Source organism: Deltaproteobacteria bacterium IMCC39524 (assembly GCA_029667085.1).
GTDB lineage: Bacteria > Desulfobacterota > Desulfuromonadia > Desulfuromonadales > BM103 > M0040.
Window position 1 is genome coordinate 1,163,237 of the sequence record JARUHJ010000001.1, and the last position, 17,978, is coordinate 1,181,214.

17 protein-coding genes and 1 other annotated feature are annotated in these 17,978 nt (G+C 51.2%); all 17 genes read right to left on the bottom strand.

What is annotated here, in order from left to right; translation table 11 throughout:
• Nucleotides 1–2 precede the first annotated feature (2 nt).
• The 17 genes from P9J64_05375 to ilvB all read right to left on the bottom strand — a co-directional run bounded on the left by P9J64_05375 (nt 3) and on the right by ilvB (nt 17,894).
• On the bottom strand, nt 3–791 hold the full coding sequence (locus tag P9J64_05375) for a helix-turn-helix domain-containing protein (protein ID MDG5467753.1): 789 nt from the start codon (nt 789–791) through the stop codon (nt 3–5).
• The gene (locus P9J64_05380; protein MDG5467754.1) at nt 788–1,549 is read right to left on the bottom strand and encodes a tetratricopeptide repeat protein; all 762 of its coding nucleotides are present in this window, start codon (nt 1,547–1,549) and stop codon (nt 788–790) included. The genes P9J64_05375 and P9J64_05380 overlap by 4 nt, the downstream gene beginning before the upstream one ends.
• A 25-nt stretch (nt 1,550–1,574) precedes the next feature.
• Nucleotides 1,575–2,315, bottom strand: coding sequence for a hypothetical protein (locus P9J64_05385; protein ID MDG5467755.1), 741 nt, complete (start codon nt 2,313–2,315; stop codon nt 1,575–1,577).
• Between the two features lie 132 nt (nt 2,316–2,447).
• On the bottom strand, nt 2,448–3,356 hold the full coding sequence (locus P9J64_05390) for a PfkB family carbohydrate kinase (GenBank protein ID MDG5467756.1): 909 nt from the start codon (nt 3,354–3,356) through the stop codon (nt 2,448–2,450).
• An 89-nt stretch (nt 3,357–3,445) separates the two neighbouring features.
• Nucleotides 3,446–4,312, bottom strand: coding sequence for an S-methyl-5'-thioadenosine phosphorylase (gene mtnP, locus P9J64_05395; protein MDG5467757.1), 867 nt, complete (start codon nt 4,310–4,312; stop codon nt 3,446–3,448).
• 144 nt (nt 4,313–4,456) lie between these two features.
• Nucleotides 4,457–5,497: a 23S rRNA (adenine(2503)-C(2))-methyltransferase RlmN gene (gene rlmN, locus P9J64_05400; protein ID MDG5467758.1), complete on the bottom strand. Its 1,041-nt coding sequence runs from the start codon at nt 5,495–5,497 to the stop codon at nt 4,457–4,459.
• Between the two features lie 160 nt (nt 5,498–5,657).
• Entirely contained in the window at nt 5,658–6,071 is a 414-nt protein-coding gene (gene ndk, locus P9J64_05405) for a nucleoside-diphosphate kinase (protein ID MDG5467759.1), read from the bottom strand.
• Nucleotides 6,072–6,229: 158 nt separating this feature from the next.
• Nucleotides 6,230–7,267 carry a lipopolysaccharide heptosyltransferase I gene (gene waaC / locus P9J64_05410; GenBank protein ID MDG5467760.1) on the bottom strand — a complete coding sequence of 346 codons (1,038 nt, stop codon included), beginning with the start codon at nt 7,265–7,267 and terminating at the stop codon, nt 6,230–6,232.
• A gap of 193 nt (nt 7,268–7,460) precedes the next feature.
• Complete coding sequence (nhaA, locus tag P9J64_05415) at nt 7,461–8,696, bottom strand: Na+/H+ antiporter NhaA (GenBank protein MDG5467761.1); 1,236 nt, start codon at nt 8,694–8,696, stop codon at nt 7,461–7,463.
• 175 nt (nt 8,697–8,871) lie between these two features.
• The gene (locus P9J64_05420; GenBank protein MDG5467762.1) at nt 8,872–9,408 is read right to left on the bottom strand and encodes a 3-isopropylmalate dehydratase small subunit; all 537 of its coding nucleotides are present in this window, start codon (nt 9,406–9,408) and stop codon (nt 8,872–8,874) included.
• A gap of 106 nt (nt 9,409–9,514) precedes the next feature.
• Nucleotides 9,515–10,795, bottom strand: coding sequence for a 3-isopropylmalate dehydratase large subunit (locus tag P9J64_05425; protein MDG5467763.1), 1,281 nt, complete (start codon nt 10,793–10,795; stop codon nt 9,515–9,517).
• Nucleotides 10,796–10,933: 138 nt separating this feature from the next.
• Nucleotides 10,934–12,472, bottom strand: a complete 1,539-nt coding sequence (locus P9J64_05430) for a 2-isopropylmalate synthase (GenBank protein ID MDG5467764.1) — start codon at nt 12,470–12,472, stop codon at nt 10,934–10,936.
• Nucleotides 12,473–12,684: 212 nt separating this feature from the next.
• Nucleotides 12,685–12,918: a binding site (T-box leader), on the bottom strand.
• A gap of 63 nt (nt 12,919–12,981) precedes the next feature.
• Nucleotides 12,982–13,782, bottom strand: coding sequence for a CDP-diacylglycerol--serine O-phosphatidyltransferase (gene pssA / locus P9J64_05435; protein ID MDG5467765.1), 801 nt, complete (start codon nt 13,780–13,782; stop codon nt 12,982–12,984).
• The gene (locus tag P9J64_05440) at nt 13,779–14,426 is read right to left on the bottom strand and encodes a phosphatidylserine decarboxylase family protein (protein ID MDG5467766.1); all 648 of its coding nucleotides are present in this window, start codon (nt 14,424–14,426) and stop codon (nt 13,779–13,781) included. Before P9J64_05440 ends, pssA begins: the two co-directional genes overlap by 4 nt.
• Before the next feature lie 63 nt (nt 14,427–14,489).
• Nucleotides 14,490–15,500 carry a ketol-acid reductoisomerase gene (ilvC, locus tag P9J64_05445; protein ID MDG5467767.1) on the bottom strand — a complete coding sequence of 337 codons (1,011 nt, stop codon included), beginning with the start codon at nt 15,498–15,500 and terminating at the stop codon, nt 14,490–14,492.
• 161 nt (nt 15,501–15,661) lie between these two features.
• Entirely contained in the window at nt 15,662–16,156 is a 495-nt protein-coding gene (gene ilvN, locus P9J64_05450) for an acetolactate synthase small subunit (GenBank protein ID MDG5467768.1), read from the bottom strand.
• Between the two features lie 40 nt (nt 16,157–16,196).
• Nucleotides 16,197–17,894 carry a biosynthetic-type acetolactate synthase large subunit gene (gene ilvB, locus P9J64_05455; GenBank protein ID MDG5467769.1) on the bottom strand — a complete coding sequence of 566 codons (1,698 nt, stop codon included), beginning with the start codon at nt 17,892–17,894 and terminating at the stop codon, nt 16,197–16,199.
• Nucleotides 17,895–17,978: the final 84 nt, after the last annotated feature.

Genomic DNA, 17,978 nt, shown 5'->3' on the forward strand with positions numbered 1-17,978 from the left:
CGTTACTCTCCCGGGGCAGTGCTCAGTGAAAAATCGTCCAGAGCTCCCAGTTTCAGTTCCTGGCGACCGAGCCAGAATTGAGCGGCGCCAGGGTGGGCCAGTTTAACCCGAATTGACTTCTCGACCTCCCAACTCTGCTCCAGGCCGGCGTTCAATTTATATTCACGCGGTTCGTGACCATCCAGGTAGATTATAAGCGAGCTTTCAGTCAAAGCAAGCATTCTGAGAACAGAACCTTCAGGAGGGACTGTCGGCAAGGAGACTGATTCAGGCGTTTCTTCTGTAACAGCCTTTGTAACCAGGACCCCTTCAACCTGTTGTGGCAGAGACGTTTGCTTGGGTTTGACAAGTTCATCAGCAGAGCTTTTGAGAGGGGCTCCGGAGTCAAGTAAGATCGGCATAAAATAGAACAGAGAACCAAGAGCAAGAACAACAACAAAGCCCAGAACAAAGGCACCCCAGCCACGACCAGATGGAGGTTGAGCTTCAGGCGTCTCTGCAGCTTTGTTATCAGGACTGGAATCTGGCAATTGCGCCTGATCGCCTTCCTGAGGAGCATTCAGACGGGCCAAAAGATCATCGCTGTCAAGACCAAGGTGGCGGGCATAAACCCTGACAAAACCTGTGACATAAGCTTGTCCCGGAAGGGCTTCGAACTGGCCCTGCTCCATACTTTCCAGGTAAACTTTTCGAATGCGGGTATGCTCTGCGACATCCTTGAGAGAATAACCAAGCTGTTCGCGTTTAGACTGCAGTTCCTTGCCCAGGTTTTGTGCAGGATTTGTCATCATTCGTCGATTATTTTCAGGTATTTGGTGGCTAATCGGGCGGAATCACTCTGTGGATCCAGGCGAATCACCTCTCGGAAAGAGGTTCTGGCCTTATCGGCATCCTTCAGCTTCATGTGAAGCAGACCCTGCCAGTAATAAGCATCCGTGTATCCTGGAGCCAGTTCCACTGTACGGGTGAACATATCGAGGGCTTCAGCAGGACGATCCTGGTTGTAATAGAGTTCGCCTAAACGATATGACGCCGGATAATAGCGAGAATTGAGCTCGAGCGCTTTGAGATAAGCACGTTGAGCAGCCGCATAATCCTGCTTCTCGTAGTTGGCCATGCCGATTCCGGTCCAAGCCACCTCAGGGCGGTCGAAGAGCAAATTGTCCGCAGCCTTACGAAAGGCTTTAATGGCATCGTCATAGCGCTTCATCGAAAGATAAAGTGAGGCCACGTTGTTATAATACTTGGGATCATTGTCGCTCAGTTCAATGGCTCTCAGAAAGTGCTTTTCCGCGAGTTCATGGGCCTGCTTCTGCCAGTAAGCCCAAGCCAGGCCATCCTGAATCTCAGGATCTTTGTTGTCGTATTTTTCTGCCTCGAGAAATTCTTTAAGGGCGCCGGTCGGATTCTGTTCATTCAGTGAAGAGACGCCGAGCATATAATGGTATTCCGACTTTTTACCGACCTCCTGCCTATCTTCTACCGGGACACAGGCGGCCAGAGAAGCGGCAAAAAAGAGTAACAGAAACCAAATCAGACGGGATTGCATAGCATAGACCTCTCAAATAACACCTCTAGAGTGAGGCAAGGATACGACCCACGGTTTCTCTTAACTTGAGCCGTCGGCGATTCATCTCTTCTGGCGACGGCGGAGTCTTGCGCGCACGCAGACTTGGCCGCTTGGCACGCATCGCCTCGACTGCTGCCAAAAGGTCATCCACATTCTCAGTGGACTCCGGTTCCTGAGCAACGTGCGGAGGAACATTGTCACTTTGGGCAGGAGTCTTCTTAACCTCCAAACCATTGCTGGCTTGGTTGGCCGAGGACGCCTTTTTTTCTGGAGAAGGTGCTGACTTGACCGTCTGGACCGGTTCGACAGGGCGCGGTGCGGCCTGCTTATGAGGAGTTGCCGCCGGAGCGACCTCCTCTTGCTGAGACAAACCGGACTTAAGGGGCAAGGAGGCCCAAAGCATTTCCTGATCAGCCTCATCAAGCAGGTGGAGATCCTGATCTGTCATCAGAAAACCCATCGACTCAACCAGGTTCAGTCCCTGATCCAATAGTTTATCGACATTTTGTTCTGGAACAAATTGCGGATCGCTGACGTAGAAGGCCAGCAAGTGACTTTTGTGTAGATGAAAGACAGCAACAGTACCAACACCGGCCTCAGCCTGATATTGACAGAGGTAGGCACTGGCTTGCTGTGCCGGAACACCCGGCAAAGCCAGCTGCACCTCACGCATGGACCGGAAGAGAGCGACAACTTTACTGGCGGGAAGGTTGATTGCATGAATCGATTTATCCCATGTAAACATCTAAACCTCCTGCCTTCGCCCTGAGTCCTCTAAATGAGCCCGGAGCACAAGAGTGCATTTGAAACGGTTAAGCCTTTAAGGATAGGCCTGTTCAGTTGTTCTAGCGTTACGCCGTCAGGCATGTTCCAATTTTTACAAGCCTTCGAAGGCGGTCAGGGTCTGAAAACGACGAAAACGATCCTCGACCTCTGACCAATTCAGCTTTCGCAATCGATTCAGGCTGAAATCTTCAACGGTAAAAGAAGCCATAACACTGCCAAACACCGTTGCCTTACGAATCGTTTCGTCGGAGAGGTTGTTGGTCGCAGCCAAATAGCCCATAAAACCGCCAGCAAAGGTATCACCTGCTCCGGTTGGGTCAAAGACTTCTTCAAGAGGATACGCCGGCGCAGAAAAAATCGAGTGTTCGGTGAAAACCAGAACACCATACTCACCACGTTTTACAACCAGGGTTTTCGGCCCCATCGCCAAAACCGCACGGGACGCCTTGACCAGGTTGGCTTCATCAGCCAACTGGCGAACCTCTGCTTCATTAATCACAAGGATATCAACGTGGCCGAGAGTGCGGACCAGCGCTTGACGTTTGCCTTCTATCCAGAAGTTCATCGTGTCACAGGCAATCAGCTTGGGCCGCTCAACCTGGTTCAGCACTTCAAGTTGTAATTCAGGATCAATATTGGCGAGAAAGACATATTCCGCCTTGCGATAAGATTCCGGCAACTGCGGGTGGAATGTTTCAAATACGTTAAGGTGGGTCTCCAGTGTTTGCGCCTCATTCAGGTCATAACCGTAACGTCCCTTCCAACGGAACGTCTCGCCCGGACGGGTCTGCAGTCCGGCAAGATCAACACCTCGAGAGCTGAGGAACTCTTTAGGCTCTTCCGGGAAGTCATCGCCAACAACCGCAACCAACTGAACACCGGTAAAGAAACTGGCGGAGGTCGAAAAATAAGTCGCTGAGCCACCGAGGACGTCATCACCACGGCCAAAAGGGGTTTCAACACTATCAAAAGCAACAGAACCGATAACTAGAATATCCATGAGAGCCTTTCATGATCATTTTGTCTGAAATAACAGTAATTTATCATTTAAGCAAATCTAACAACTTTTAGCAATGCTCGTCATCGCCTCTAATCAAGATATTTGCCGAGGAGCAAGTCAAGATTATTGCGGGTTTGTTCCGGGATCGTTGCAGGATCAGTCATAATAGCAAACTGCAGTGAGTCTCCGCAGGAACAGCCGGCATCAGAGGCGAGGGAAGAGACGGCTTCTTTAATGATATTACGCGCCATGGCAACGTTCTGCTTAATAATGGCCAGAACAGCCTCGACAGTCACGTCATCGTGACCTTCGTACCAGCAGTCGTAATCCGTTGCCAGGGCGACGGTGCCGTAGCAAATTTCAGCCTCACGTGCCAGCCGTGCCTCAGGGATATTGGTCATGCCGATGATATCGACACCCCAGGAACGATAAATTTTCGACTCGGCACGCGTAGAGAAGTTGGGCCCTTCGATACAGACGTAAGTCCCCCCCTTATGTACCGTCGCGCCGGCACGCTGCCCGGCTTCCACCAGCACGTCGCATAACTCAGGGCAGACCGGGTCGGCAAACTGAACGTGCCCGGTGACACCCTTGCCGAAAAAGGTTGATGCGCGTTTGCCCTGGGTCCGATCGAAGAATTGATCCGGGATCACGATGTGCCCGGGCACGATCTCTTCTTTCATACTGCCAACGGCGGAGACAGAGATAATCCTCTGCACACCGAGTTTTTTCATGCCATAAATATTTGCGCGATAAGGGACTTCCGAAGGCAGGAACCGATGTCCACGCCCGTGCCGTGGCAAGAAGACCATCTTCACATCACCGAGCATCCCGGTGATAAAGGCATCGCTCGGCTCACCAAAAGGAGTCTCGAGTCGAACCTCTTCGATATTTGTAAGCCCTTCGATTTCGTAAAGACCGCTGCCTCCGATTACGCCAATTGTCATCTGTTGCATGGTTCTATCCTCCAAAGTTAATTCAAGCTGTAAGCTGTAAGCTGTAAGCTGTAAGCTGTAAGCTGTAAGCTGCAAAAGTCTGAGCCTGCAAAGACCACCTTGTCAACAGTCTTGAGTTTTTTCTTACAGCTTAAAGCTTATCGCTTACGGCTGTCCTTCAAGCTTCCCTTTGAGCTGGCCACAGGCGGCCGAGATATCCTGTCCCTTGCCTGCCCTGCGAATGGCGACAATTTGTCGGTCCAGAAGATAGGTTTGGAAGCTGCGAATCGCCTGCTCGTCCGGCGCTTTAAATTCTGAGCCAGCATGCTCATTGAATGGGATCAGGTTCACTTTGCCTTTGATCCCATGAAGCAGCTTGACCAGTCGCCTGGCATCCGCCTGGCTGTCGTTGACTCCACGGATCAGGATATATTCAAAGGTGATCCGTTGATGGGGGGGCAACGGGAATTGACGACAGGCCTTCATCAGTTCCGCTAACGGATAGCGTCGATTGACCGGCATCAACTGATCACGGACTTCGTCCGTCGTCGCATTAAGAGAGACGGCGAGACCAACCTTGATACGACGACCAAGTTCAAGCATTTCCGGAACCAGCCCGCAGGTAGAGAGCGTTATCCTGCGAGTACCGTAATCAAAACCGGTCGGGGCGTAAAGGATTTCCAGTGCCGTGACGACATTGTCAAGGTTATGAAGCGGCTCTCCCATCCCCATCAGGACAATATTGTTGACAGTGAAGTCCTTGCGTACAGCACAAACCTGATTGACAATTTCGCCGGCGCTCAAGTTTCTCTCCAAACCAAAAGTTCCGGTGAGACAGAAAGAGCACTGCATGGCACAGCCAACCTGGGTGGAGATACACAAGGTGTTGCGGTCACCTTCCATAGGGATCAGGACGGTTTCCACGCTCTTGCCGTCATCCAGGCGAAAAAGAAACTTGCGTGTGCCATCCGTGCTGACCTCGACAGCCTCCTCGGAGAAGGTCGAAATAGTCGCACGGCGGGCAAGGTCCTCACGGAAATCTTTGGCCAGATCGGTCATCGCGGAGAAATCTGTAACATTGCGCTGATAGATCCAACGCAAGATCTGCACGGCCCGGAACTTTTCCTTACCCATTCCCGACAAAAATTCGACAAGCGCGTCTGGGCTCAAGTCTTTAAGATCAACACGTTGATCATTTTCTGGCATTTCATTCAAGGAGTAAAACCTGTTCAACATAATTTATAACGAGAAAGGGTTCGGGCAAGTTTCTCAAGAGGCACCTCAATACTTGACTGCAAAAAAACGAAGCCCCTCGGATTGTACCGAAGGGCTCCTGGTGACTCAAGTCTTTCCTCGTTGGCAGAGCTTAAAGAAGCTCCAGGCCCGAGAAGAAATAAGGGATTTCGAACGCTGCGGTTTCAGGGGCATCGGAACCATGAGTTGCATTCTCGCCAATGCTGGTACCGAACTCCTTGCGCATTGTGCCTTCTGCAGCTTCAGCCGGGTTAGTTGCCCCCATCAGATCACGCCATTTGAGGATCGCACCTTCGGCTTCAAGAGTCATGACAACACAGGGGCCACTGCTCATAAAGTCGGTCAATTCGCCGAAGAAAGGACGTTCCTTGTGGACATAGTAAAAACCTTCAGCCTCGACCTTGCTCATATAGAGCTTCTTGATGCCAACGACCTTGAAACCTTCTGCATAAATACGGGCGAGAATTTTGCCAGCGTTACCGGCTGCGAATGCATCGGGCTTGATGATTGCGAATGTGCGTTCCATAATATCCTCCAATAGAGATTAATGAGTTAATTAAGCCTCGCGCTTTTAACATCGAAAACGACAAAAGTCAAGATTCTCCAGGCAAAAGACTTTGATTCTGAAGACCGGTCTTCGAGGAGCTCGAAACTCACAGTCATAGGCGAGAAGTCAATGCGCTGTTATGAGAGATGAGTTTTGATCATTGCGAAGACGGTGTCGACCGGAATACTTAAACCGCACTCTGTATCAAGCTCGCAGGTTTTACGAAGACACGCAGAACAATCCATCGCTGTCGAGACATGGCTGTGGTTGCTGCCTCGCGGTGCATTGCGCTTGGGATCAGTCACTCGGAAGATCGACAGCGTCGAGGTGCCGACCGCAGCCGCAATATGAATCGGCCCGGTATCACTGCCAACGACCAGGTCAGCTCTGGCCAATAATGCAGTCAAGTCTTTCAGGCTACCCCGGGGCCAGACAAGAGCCCTGTTGTTGCAAGCCCGCTGAATGCTCTGCACGGCAGAAAGTTCCTGGTCATTGCCCCAGGTAAGGACAGGCTTGATTCCAAGCTCATCGATCAGCTTGTTAGCCAAAGCTTGCCATGAGATCAATGGCCAGTGTTTGGTCACCCAGGTTGTACCATAATGCAGAACAACCAACGGTGAACCGGAAAAGTTTTCCGCATTCAGCTTTTGAACCACCTGCATGGCCGCAGCATCGCTAACCGGAAGTGGCCCGGCATTGATTATTTCAGTGCCGTCAGGAAAAGCCGTTTTGGCGATTGCGAGTGATCGATCCGTCACGTGATAGTCATTCGCGCTGAGCGGGACCTTACGGTTGGTCGCCAGCAAGTTAAGACTTTCCCTGACGCCCCCCCGGTCAAAGCCAAAGCGCAGCGGCGCTCCCGAGGAGAGTGTGAACATGGCACTCTTGGCATTCCCCTGCAGGTCGAGCACACAATCGTAGCGACTCTTACGAACGTCCCTGATGATCGAGAGCACTCCATGAAGAGAGGCCTTCACTCCAGACTTGCGCCAGGCCCTGGTGTCGATTCGATAAAGGTTGTCTATCAGTGGATGATCATCAAGAAACGGGGAGAAAGATTGCTCAACCAGCCAATCAATCTGCATATCTGGATCTGCACTTTTCAGATAAGCCAGAACAGGCAAAGCATGGACAACATCACCAAGGGCGCTGACTTTAACGATCAGGACTTTCATAAAGCAATACCCGGAGGTTCCCTGGTGAAGACTGGACAGACATAACGTGCAGACAGCACAATCGTTGGCTCGGCAGGTATGTTATTCAGCCCAAGAATTTTGAATAGTTTTAACAGTTTGCCTAAGGTTTGCGCTTTTAGCACCGAGCGTTCGAAAAGTCAAGATGCGCACAAACTACGACGGGGAAGCAACCTTACAACTTAACTGTCGGAGGTTCCTTATCAACGACCTTCTCAACCTCAGAGACCGTTGCTTTTCTTACAGGCATGGAGAGGATAAAATACCCGGCAAGACCGGCCAGAAGAGAACCGGTGAGAATGCCAAGTCGATGCGTCGACAGATAGGCCACCGCATCTCCACCGGTATGTTCAAAAGCCAGTCCGCCGACAAAAAGACTCATGGTAAAACCAATTCCGCATAGGGCCGCGACCCCAAGGATGTGTTGATTTGCAGCCCCTTCCGGAAGCTTGGCAAAACCCATCTTTATGGCTGCCATTGAGAAACCATAGACACCGACCAACTTGCCGACAATCAGCCCCAGCATAATGCCTAATGGAACAGGATGAAAAAGATCAGAGATCTCCATACCGGAGAGAGAAATCCCGGCGTTGGCAAAAGCAAAGACAGGCAGGATCATAAAACTGACCCAAGGTGCCAGACTGTGTTCAAGATCTTCAAGGGGAGACTCCTCAGGCTTGTCTTTTTTATGCAGAGGAATAGCAAAAGCCAGGGCGACCCCGGCAAGGGTTGCATGAACTCCAGATTTGAGCACAAAGATCCAGAGAAAAGCCCCGACCCAGATGTAAGGAGCGAGACTTTCAACTCGCAGACGATTGAACACGAAAAGAACCAGCAGACAGATGTGAGATAGGACGATCATGCTAATGGAGAGATCACCCGAATAGAACAGAGCGATGATGACAATGGCACCCAGGTCATCCATGATTGCAAGGGCGAGCAGGAAGATCTTCAGCGAAGAGGGCACCCGATCTCCGAGCAGAGCCAGGATACCAAGAGCAAAAGCGATATCAGTAGCGGCCGGAATCGCCCAACCGTTAAGCGCAGTTGAGTCGCCAAGGTTGATCAGAACATAGACAAGAGCAGGCACAACCATGCCACCAAGGGCGGCTATTCCAGGGAGGATGATCTGGGCGCGACTGGAGAGTTGGCCAACCAGAACTTCACGTTTAACCTCAAGACCGATCAGGAGGAAGAACACGGCCATCAGGCCGTCATTGATCCAGAGCAGAAGGGGTTTGGCGATATGGATCTGGCGTCCCAGGCGAACTTCCAGGGGGGTCTCGAGAAAGAAGTCGTAGAGGGTGTGTAGAGGCGTATTGGCAAAAATCATCGCCAGCAGAGTGGCACCCATGAGCAGGATACCTACTGCGGAGTCTTTCTTCAAGAATGCTTTTATGTTTTCATTCACAGCACTTCCCCCTTGACGAAAAATACAATGGTTGAATTATAGATGAAAATCATCAGATTGCGAGGGCGACATATCAAAACACAAAAGCGGGAACAGAAAAAATTCTGTTCCCGCTTGCAAAGAAGAAGCAACGACTCCACAGCTTAATCCTGCTAACGGGTATGTCGTCTAAACCTCAGTAACGCGCGTCAGCGTATTCAACCCAGCCGCCGGCCTGAACCAGAGCCTTGTCAAAAAGACTGATTTCAAACGCAAACGACTTTTCCTGGCCATTGCCTTTGGCAACCACCTTCTGCTCCTGAAGTTGCACCTGAATATCAACCGCACCCTTTGCATCTTTCTCAAGAGCCATCAGTGCGTCGATGTCTGCCTTCGGCAGTTCGATTGCCAGCATACCGCAATTGAACATGTTCTGGCGAAAGATCCTTGCATAGCTCTCGGCAATCACCGTGTGGATGTCATTGACCTCAAACACCCAGGGCGCATGCTCACGGGATGAGCCACAGCCGAAGTTCTCACGGGTTACGACCACGCGGGCATTTTTCAAGACCTCGCCATTGGCATCAAACCCTTCCAGCTTAAGGTCCTCCAGGCAATAAGGCTTAAGAGCCTCCTTGGTAACCTCAGTCAGGTACTTGGCCGGGATAATTTCATCTGTATTAATATCAGAACGGTCGAGGACGATCGTCGGACCGCCAAATGTTTTCTTCATCTTAAGACTCCCTTATCGAGAACAATCTCCCTGTCACTTGCAACAGGCTTAATCACGATGAAGCAGAAGATTATTTCAACTTCGTGTTCACCGTGGTGAATAGCGCTTAAAGCGAACGTGCATCCGTTATCACGCCGGTTATTGCCGTCGCTGCGGCCGTTGCCGGGCTCATGAGGTGAACGGTTCCGCCCTTGCCCATACGGCCATTGAAGTTGCGGTTGCTGGTCGAAGCGCAGGCTTCGCCTTCAGCCAGAACACCATTACTCATACCGAGGCAGGCACCACAAGTCGGGTTAGTCACACAGAAACCGGCATCCATGAAGATCTGGATAAGCCCTTCAGACAGTGCTTCCTGGAAGATTTTCGGTGTCGCTGGAGACACGATGCCACGAAGAGAATCTGCGATTTTACGTCCCTTCAAAACCTCCGCGGCCTGACGCAAATCTTCAATACGACCATTGGTGCAGGTGCCGATGTAAACCTGGTCAATTTTAGTCTCTGACATTTCACTGGCCGGCTTAACACAATCGGGTTTGTAACCGAAGGTTACGTGAGGAACCAGACTGGTCACATCGTATTCAAGGATCTTGTCATAATCTGCGTCAGCGTCGGCACACCACTGGCTGTACTCTTCGAGAGCAGCATCCTTGCTGGCGAATTCACCTTCGATAAAAGGCCACAGGTAATCAACCGTAACCATATCTGGCTGACAGATCCCACAGGTTCCGCCGGCTTCAATGGCCATATTGCAAAGCGTCATGCGGGCATCCATACTCATCGCTTCTACTACCGGTCCGTGGAACTCGAGGACCCGGTCAGTCGCTCCATTGACACCCAGCTCGCCGATTACAAAGAGGATCACATCCTTGGCATAAACTCCTGGCTGAAGATTACCGGTCAGATTGATACGGATTGTCTTCGGCTCACGGAAAGCACAAACACCTTTGAGGATGCCGACTTCAAGGTCAGTCGTACCGACACCGGCAGCAAAAGCGCCAAAAGCACCGTGAGTGCAGGTGTGGGAATCACCCATAATGGCCGTGAAGCCCGGGCGGATATAACCTTTTTCAGGAAAGAGCGCGTGACATACTCCATTGCGTCCGACGTCAAAGAAATCCTTGATGTCATGACGACGGGCCCAATCGCGCAGGATCTTGGCCTGTAGAGCCGTCTTGCTGTCCTTGGCAGGTGTCACGTGATCAATGACGGCCTTGATCTTGGTGTTGTCGTACACGCGGTCCTTGCCCCGCCATTCCAGATCGGCAATGGCAACTGGGGTTGTGATCTCGTGACAAAGCACGCGATCCAAGTCAAGCACCTTGGTCCCGGGAAAAGGCTCATCACGAAGATGAGCAGCAAAAATCTTTTCAGCTGTAGTCTGACCCATAATAACTCCTCAAAAAAATCATTAACCGGAGAGTGAAACAAGCCAATGAGTCCTCTGGTTGGGAAGGCTCACGACACACTCTTTGCACAATTATGAAAATTCGCCGGCAGGAAAAACTGCCGGCGAATCTGAAACGATTTAAATTTCCACCTTGGTGCGCTGGGCAACATCCAAAGCTTTATTAAGAGCGTTGATGTATGCCTTGGCACTGGCAACAATGATATCTGAATGCGAGCCCTGTCCCAAGACCTCGTGGCCTTCATGCTCAAGTCTCACGGTGCACTCGCCCAGGGCATCGGTACCACCCGTTATTGAACCGACGGAATAATTCACCAGGTAAGGCTTCATACCAGTCAATTTTTTAATCGCTTTAAATGTCGCATCGACCGGGCCATCGCCCATAACGGCCACTCTCTTCAGCTTGCCTTTAACCTCGAGCTCCACAGTCGCAGTTGGCGCTGCAAAAGAACCGGAAGAGACATTCATCTGCACAAGCTTGACAATCTCCGGAACCCGAATAATTTCATCGGCGACGATGGCATCAAGATCTTCATCAAAGATTTCTTTCTTCTTGTCCGCCAAAGCTTTGAAGCGAACGAAGGCTTTCTCGACATCTTCCTTGGGCAAATCATAACCAAGTTCGTTCAGGCGAGCGACAAAAGCGTGACGGCCTGAATGCTTGCCAAGGACAAGCTTGTTGGCATTGAGCCCGATCGACTCAGGTGTCATGATCTCGTAGGTTTCCTTGTCCATCAAAACACCATGCTGATGAATACCGGCTTCGTGAGCAAAAGCATTGGCGCCGACGATGGCTTTGTTGGGCTGCACGGCTATGCCGGTGACCGTTGAGAGCAAACGGCTGGCCGCATAGATATGCTCCGTGTTGATATTGTTCTCATACGGCATAATGTCTCTGCGGGTCCGTAAGGCCATGACAACTTCTTCAAGAGAACAGTTGCCGGCACGTTCGCCAATCCCGTTGATGGTACACTCCACCTGGCCGGCACCCGCCTGGATCGCGGCCAGAGAATTGGCAACCGCCAAACCGAGATCGTTATGGCAATGGACGGAGATGACAGCCTTGTCAATATTTGGCACATTGTCTTTCAAGTACTTGATGATATTGAAATACTCAAAGGGAATCGAATAACCGACGGTGTCAGGGATATTAACCGTGGTCGCCCCCGCATCGATGACAGCTTCAACCATCTCGGCCAAAAATGGCAAACGGGTCCGTACCGCGTCCTCGCACGAGAACTCGACGTTGGGGGTATAAGATACCGCGTGCTTAACTGCTTTCACTGCCGTCTCGAGAACCTTGGCAGGCGCCATTTGCAGCTTGCGCTCCATGTGAATATCTGAAGTCGCGATAAAGGTGTGAATACGACCGCGATCGCCGGCATACTTCAAAGCATCCCAGGCACGGTCGATATCCTTGATACTGGCGCGGCATAGCCCCGCAATTTCTGGGCCCTTGATCGTCTGGGCGATCTTTTTAACGGCCTCGAAATCACCATCGGAAGCGATCGGAAAACCCGCTTCGATGACATCGACGTTGAGCTTCTCAAGCTGGCTGGCAATGCGCAACTTTTCTTCGATGTTCATACTTGCGCCAGGTGATTGCTCTCCATCACGCAAGGTCGTATCAAAAATCTTAATCGTCTGGTTCTTACTCATAACTGACTCCTCTAAATGTTCGTCTAATCGCTCACAGGGGCGGGTTCTATCAATCCACCAGCAATGATCTTTAAAACTATAACGACCAGGTCAAGCTCACCCAGATCGGATTCCACAGAACCACCCCCTCTCAAGGAATTTAACGTTGCCCTGCACCCTATTAACGTAAAGGCGACAGGTTTGAGGCAAAAAATGAAAAAGCTCCCGCCCCGGTCAGGGGCGAAAGCTAAGCTTCGCGGTACCACCCTGTTTGGTCTCGTCGCAACGAAACCCTTCATTAGCCATTTACGCAGGCTCACGACGGAAATTACTCAAGCTTCTTATTGTGAAGCCCTTTGACGTCCGCAGCTCCGAGGTCAGTTCAAGTCGTTATCTGTACCGGTTCGCAGCACCACCGGCTCTCTGTAACAGCATCAGACCCTACTCGTCCTCTTCAATGCATTTGTTAAACGTTGTGTCAATAAATCAAAAAGCGAACATCTTGTCAAGAAATCAGATGATTTTTATCTTTAAGTATCCCCAGGGCTCTGCTCGTCTTGCTCGGTGTCAGGCTTGACTGTCTGCTCTTTCGGTTTGCGCCGGAAATATTTCAGGAGACTGTTTGCAGGACCCGAGGCCATATACACAGAAGAGATACCAAAAAGCATGATTTCTGGTTGTGCTACGATCACAATAATGAAAATAATCGCCAGAACCAGGAAACTGAAAGGCTGACGCTTAAACAACTCCGGGTCTTTGAACGAGTTATAGCTGTGGTTACTCACCATCAGGTAGGCCAACACATAGATCAGCAGGACAATGGAGGCCTTCTTGATCGTACCCGAACCGCCGAGATGATAGAAAAGCAGAACGCAGGAGGCAACCATACCGGCAGCCGCAGGGATAGGCAGGCCCACAAAACGCCGCGATTCAACGGTGTTGGCCTGCACATTGAAACGGGCCAGGCGCAAGGCGCCACAGACAACATAGAGAAAGGCCGCAAGCCAACCGAACTTACCAAAAGACTGCAGAGCCCAGGAGTACATGAGCAGACCGGGGGCAACACCAAAGGAGACCAGATCCACAAGGGAATCGTATTCAACCCCGAAACGACTGGTGGTTCCGGTTAAACGCGCGACTTTGCCGTCAAGAGCGTCAAAAACAGCTGAAATCAGGATAAGCCAGGCGGCCAGGTCATAGTGGCCGTTCATAGTCGAGACAATGCCGTAGAAGCCCGCAAAGAGGCCACCGGTTGTCACCAGGTTAGGCAGAAGGTAAACGCCGCGTTTCAGACTTTCCCGGCGATCATAGGAACCGCCCACCCGACTCATTTCAAGTGTCCCAACACACTTTCTCCGGCAACGGTTATGTCGCCCAGTTTTGCAGAGACCTCAACACCTTCGGGGAAATACAGGTCAACCCTGGAACCGAAACGGATCAAGCCGTAGCGACGGCCACGTTCCAAAGAGTCGCCATTCTCAGGGTAAGAAACAATCCGTCGCGCAATCAACCCGGCAATCTGCACGCAAAGGACTTTCAGGCCGGAGTCTGTTTCGAGAAGCAGGCCCGATTGTTCGTTCTCAAGGCTGGCCTTGTCCAGAGAGGCGTTGAAAAAACGGCCCTGGTTGTAAAACTGGTCGATCACCTTGCAGTTGATCGGCACACGATTGACATGAACATTGAACACGTTCATGAAAATGCTGACCTTGGTCACCTCTTCACCGCCAAAATATCGGTTTTCAGGGACTTTGCCGACGAAAATAATCTTACCATCCGCCGGCGCAACGAAAACATTGTCTTCCTCATTGGAAAAACGCTCAGGATTACGAAAAAAGTAGAGGGAAAAGAGTGTCAGGCCGAGACCGATGGTGGCCAGACAGTTCCAATCGACGGCTGCGAAAAAGAGTGAGAAGAAGGCAAATAAAGCAATAAATGGATAACCTTCCAAAGCGATTGGCTGATGTTGGTTTTTCATAGGTATTTGCCTGTCTGAAAGGATACGGCGGGAGTATGTCACTCCCGCCGCCAGTTAATGGATTTAGTTTTTGGTCTTGTCGACGATCTTTTTGATCCAGGGCATCATACTACGTAATTTTTCACCGACCTGCTCAATCGGATGGGCTGCATTCAGGCGACGACGCGCCGTCATCTCAGGGTAATTGGAAGCCCCTTCGAGGATAAAGCGCTTGGCGTATTCACCGTTCTGGATATTATCCAGGCATTCTTTCATCGCCTTGCGGCTCTCTTCATTGATCACCCGATGACCGGTTACATATTCACCGTATTCCGCATTGTTGGAAATCGAGTAATTCATGTTGGCGATACCGCCTTCGTACATCAGGTCGACGATCAACTTAAGCTCGTGCAGACACTCGAAGTAAGCCATCTCAGGCTCATAACCCCCTTCAACCAGCGTTTCAAAACCGGCCTTGACCAATTCTACAGCGCCACCACAGAGGACCGCCTGCTCGCCGAACAGGTCGGTTTCAGTTTCGTCCTTGAACGTCGTTTCGATAATTCCGGTGCGACCGCCACCGATAGCGCTGGCATAAGAAAGTGCAACGTTCTTGGCCGTGCCTGAGGCATCCTGGAAGATCGCAATCAGGTCAGGGATACCGCCGCCTCTTTCAAACTCGGTGCGGACCGTGTGACCAGGAGCTTTAGGAGCGATCATGATAACGTCGAGGTCTTCGCGGGGCACAACCTGGTTGTAGTGGATGGCGAAACCGTGAGCGAAGGCCAGAGTGGCGCCTTTCTTAATGTTCGGCTCAATTTCGTCACGATAGAGTTGTGACTGGAACTCATCGGGGGTCAAGATCATAACCACGTCAGCAGCAGCAACCCCGTCAGCAACGTTCGAGACCTTCAAACCCGATTTTTCTGCTTTGATGGCAGATGACGAGCCTTCACGCAGGGCAACGGTTACATCAACACCGGAATCCTTGAGGTTGTTAGCGTGCGCATGACCCTGGGAACCGTAACCAACGATCGTAACCTTCTTCCCTTTGATAAGCGAAAGATCTGCATCCTTGTCATAATAAACTTTCATTCTCTGTTCTCCTCCCGAGAAAAATTTCTGTTCTAAAAGTTCGTCCCGCCATTCAGGCGAGTTTCTTGTTTAAAAAATCGAGTATATAACACAACAGAGCGGGCCATACCAGTGATTTATCCTGATAAGGCCCGCCATAGTTCCGTCACTTTCTGTAACGATCAGTTCCCTTTCCAGCCTTTCGGACCTCGACCGAGGACGACCGGACCAGAGCGAACCAGCTCCTTGATCCCCATGGGTCGCAGAAGATCGATAATTGCATTCACCTTGACAGGTGAACCGGTCACTTCAACGGTATAGCACTTGGGGGTCACGTCAACGACCTTGCCGCGGAAGATATCGCAGATTCGCAAGATCTCTGCGCGCGTGGAATCTTCAGCGTTGACCTTGATCAGAGCCATCTCTCGCTCGATGAAATCTTCATTTGTAAAATCAATGACCTTGATCGTGTCGATCAGTTTATTGAGCTGTTTATTAACCTGCTCAATAATCCGATCATCACCACTGGTGACGATGGTCATTCGCGAAAGCGTCGGATCAAGGGTGGGAGCAACCGAAAGGCTTTCAATATTGAACCCCCGGCCGGAGAAGAGGCCGGCGATACGTGTCAACACGCCGAATTCATTCTCCACCAGTACGGATATGGTATGTCTCATAACTTTTGTCCTCTCCTAAACTATTGGCGACACGTCCTCATTAGGACGCCAGAACCATTTCATTGAGTGCCGCACCAGCAGGAACCATCGGCATAACGTTTTCTTCACGAGAGATCTTGAACTCCATGATCACCGGCCCTGGAGTGGCAAAGGCCTTCTTGATCACCTCTTCAACCTCTTCCGGCTTGGTTGCCTTGAGTCCAGTTGCACCGTAAGCTTCTGCGAGCTTGGTGAAATCGATCGGCAGCTCCATACAGGTCTGGCTGTAGCGCTTGTCAAAAAAGAGCTGCTGCCATTGGCGGACCATACCGAGGAAGTTGTTGTTGAGAATCACAATTTTTACAGGCAGCCGATACTGAACCAGGGTGGCCAACTCCTGGGAGTTCATCTGGAAGGAGCCGTCACCGGAGACATCAATGACCTGTCGTTCGGGGAAAGCGGCCTGAGCTCCGAGCGCAGCGGGCAGGCCGTAACCCATGGTGCCGAGACCTCCCGAGGAAAGAAAAGTGCGGGGCTGGGTAAAGTCAAAGAACTGGGCGGTCCACATCTGGTGCTGACCGACCTCCGTCGTGACAATGGCATCGTCGTTGGAGAGTTCGCGCAACTTCTCAATCACAAACTGCGGCTTGATCTCCGTTTTCGAAGGTTTATAGGACATCGGATGCTCTTTACGCCAGGCGGAGATTTCCTCAAGCCAGGGTTTGTGTGCAGCGTTTGCTTTCGCGACGTCATCCTTCATCTCGCCGAGAGCCTTGTTCATTTTCTTTAAGACGTCTCGCAAATCACCGACAATCGGCAGATCGACGCGGACGTTTTTCTTGATAGACGTTGGGTCAACATCCACATGAATGATCTTGGCGTGTGGCGCAAAGGTGTCTATCTTGCCGGTGACGCGGTCATCGAAACGTGCGCCAAGAGCAATCAGCAGATCAGAGTTAGTGACAGCCATATTGGCGTAATAGGTGCCGTGCATACCGAGCATTCCCAAAGAGAGCGGGTGCCGCGTCGGGAAACTGGCCATACCCATTAAGGTCGTCGTAACCGGGGCCTGCAGAATTTCCGCCAGCTCCATCAATTCAGCGTGAGCATCAGTCAGAGTCGCACCACCACCAACGTAGAGCACGGGCTTCTTGGCAGAGAGCATCATCTTGACAGCTTTTTCGATCATGCGCACGTTGCCGCTGAACGTGGGTTTGTAGCCGCGCAGCTCAACCTTGTCGGGATATTCGAATTTGGCCGTGGCCATCTGGATATCCTTGGGCAAATCGATGACCACAGGACCGGGCCGCCCGGTCCGGGCAATGTAGAAGGCCTGTTTGATGATGCGGGCCAGGTCCTTGATGTCTTTGACCAGGTAGTTATGCTTGGTGATCGGCCGGGTGATGCCGACGAGGTCTGCCTCCTGGAAGGCATCATTGCCAATCAGGCCCGTTGGGACCTGGCCGGTAATGACAACCATTGGAATCGAATCCATATAAGCATTGGCAATCCCGGTAATTGTGTTGGTTGCCCCGGGACCACTGGTTGCAATGGCGACACCGACCCTGCCAGTCGCGCGCGCGTAACCGTCAGCAGCATGTACGGCCGCTTGTTCGTGACGCGTCAGGATGTGCTTTATGGATGATCCCATCAGGTCATCATAAATATTAATGACCGTCCCACCGGGATAGCCAAAAATTGTATCAACGCCTTCCTGAATCAGGCTCTCCAGAAGAATTTTCGAACCAGTCAATTTCACTTTCTTTACTCCTCAAACGAACCACAAGAAGCGGTTCGAATTATAAATCTTGAATTTCAAACTGCAAATTGATGATCAATTCAC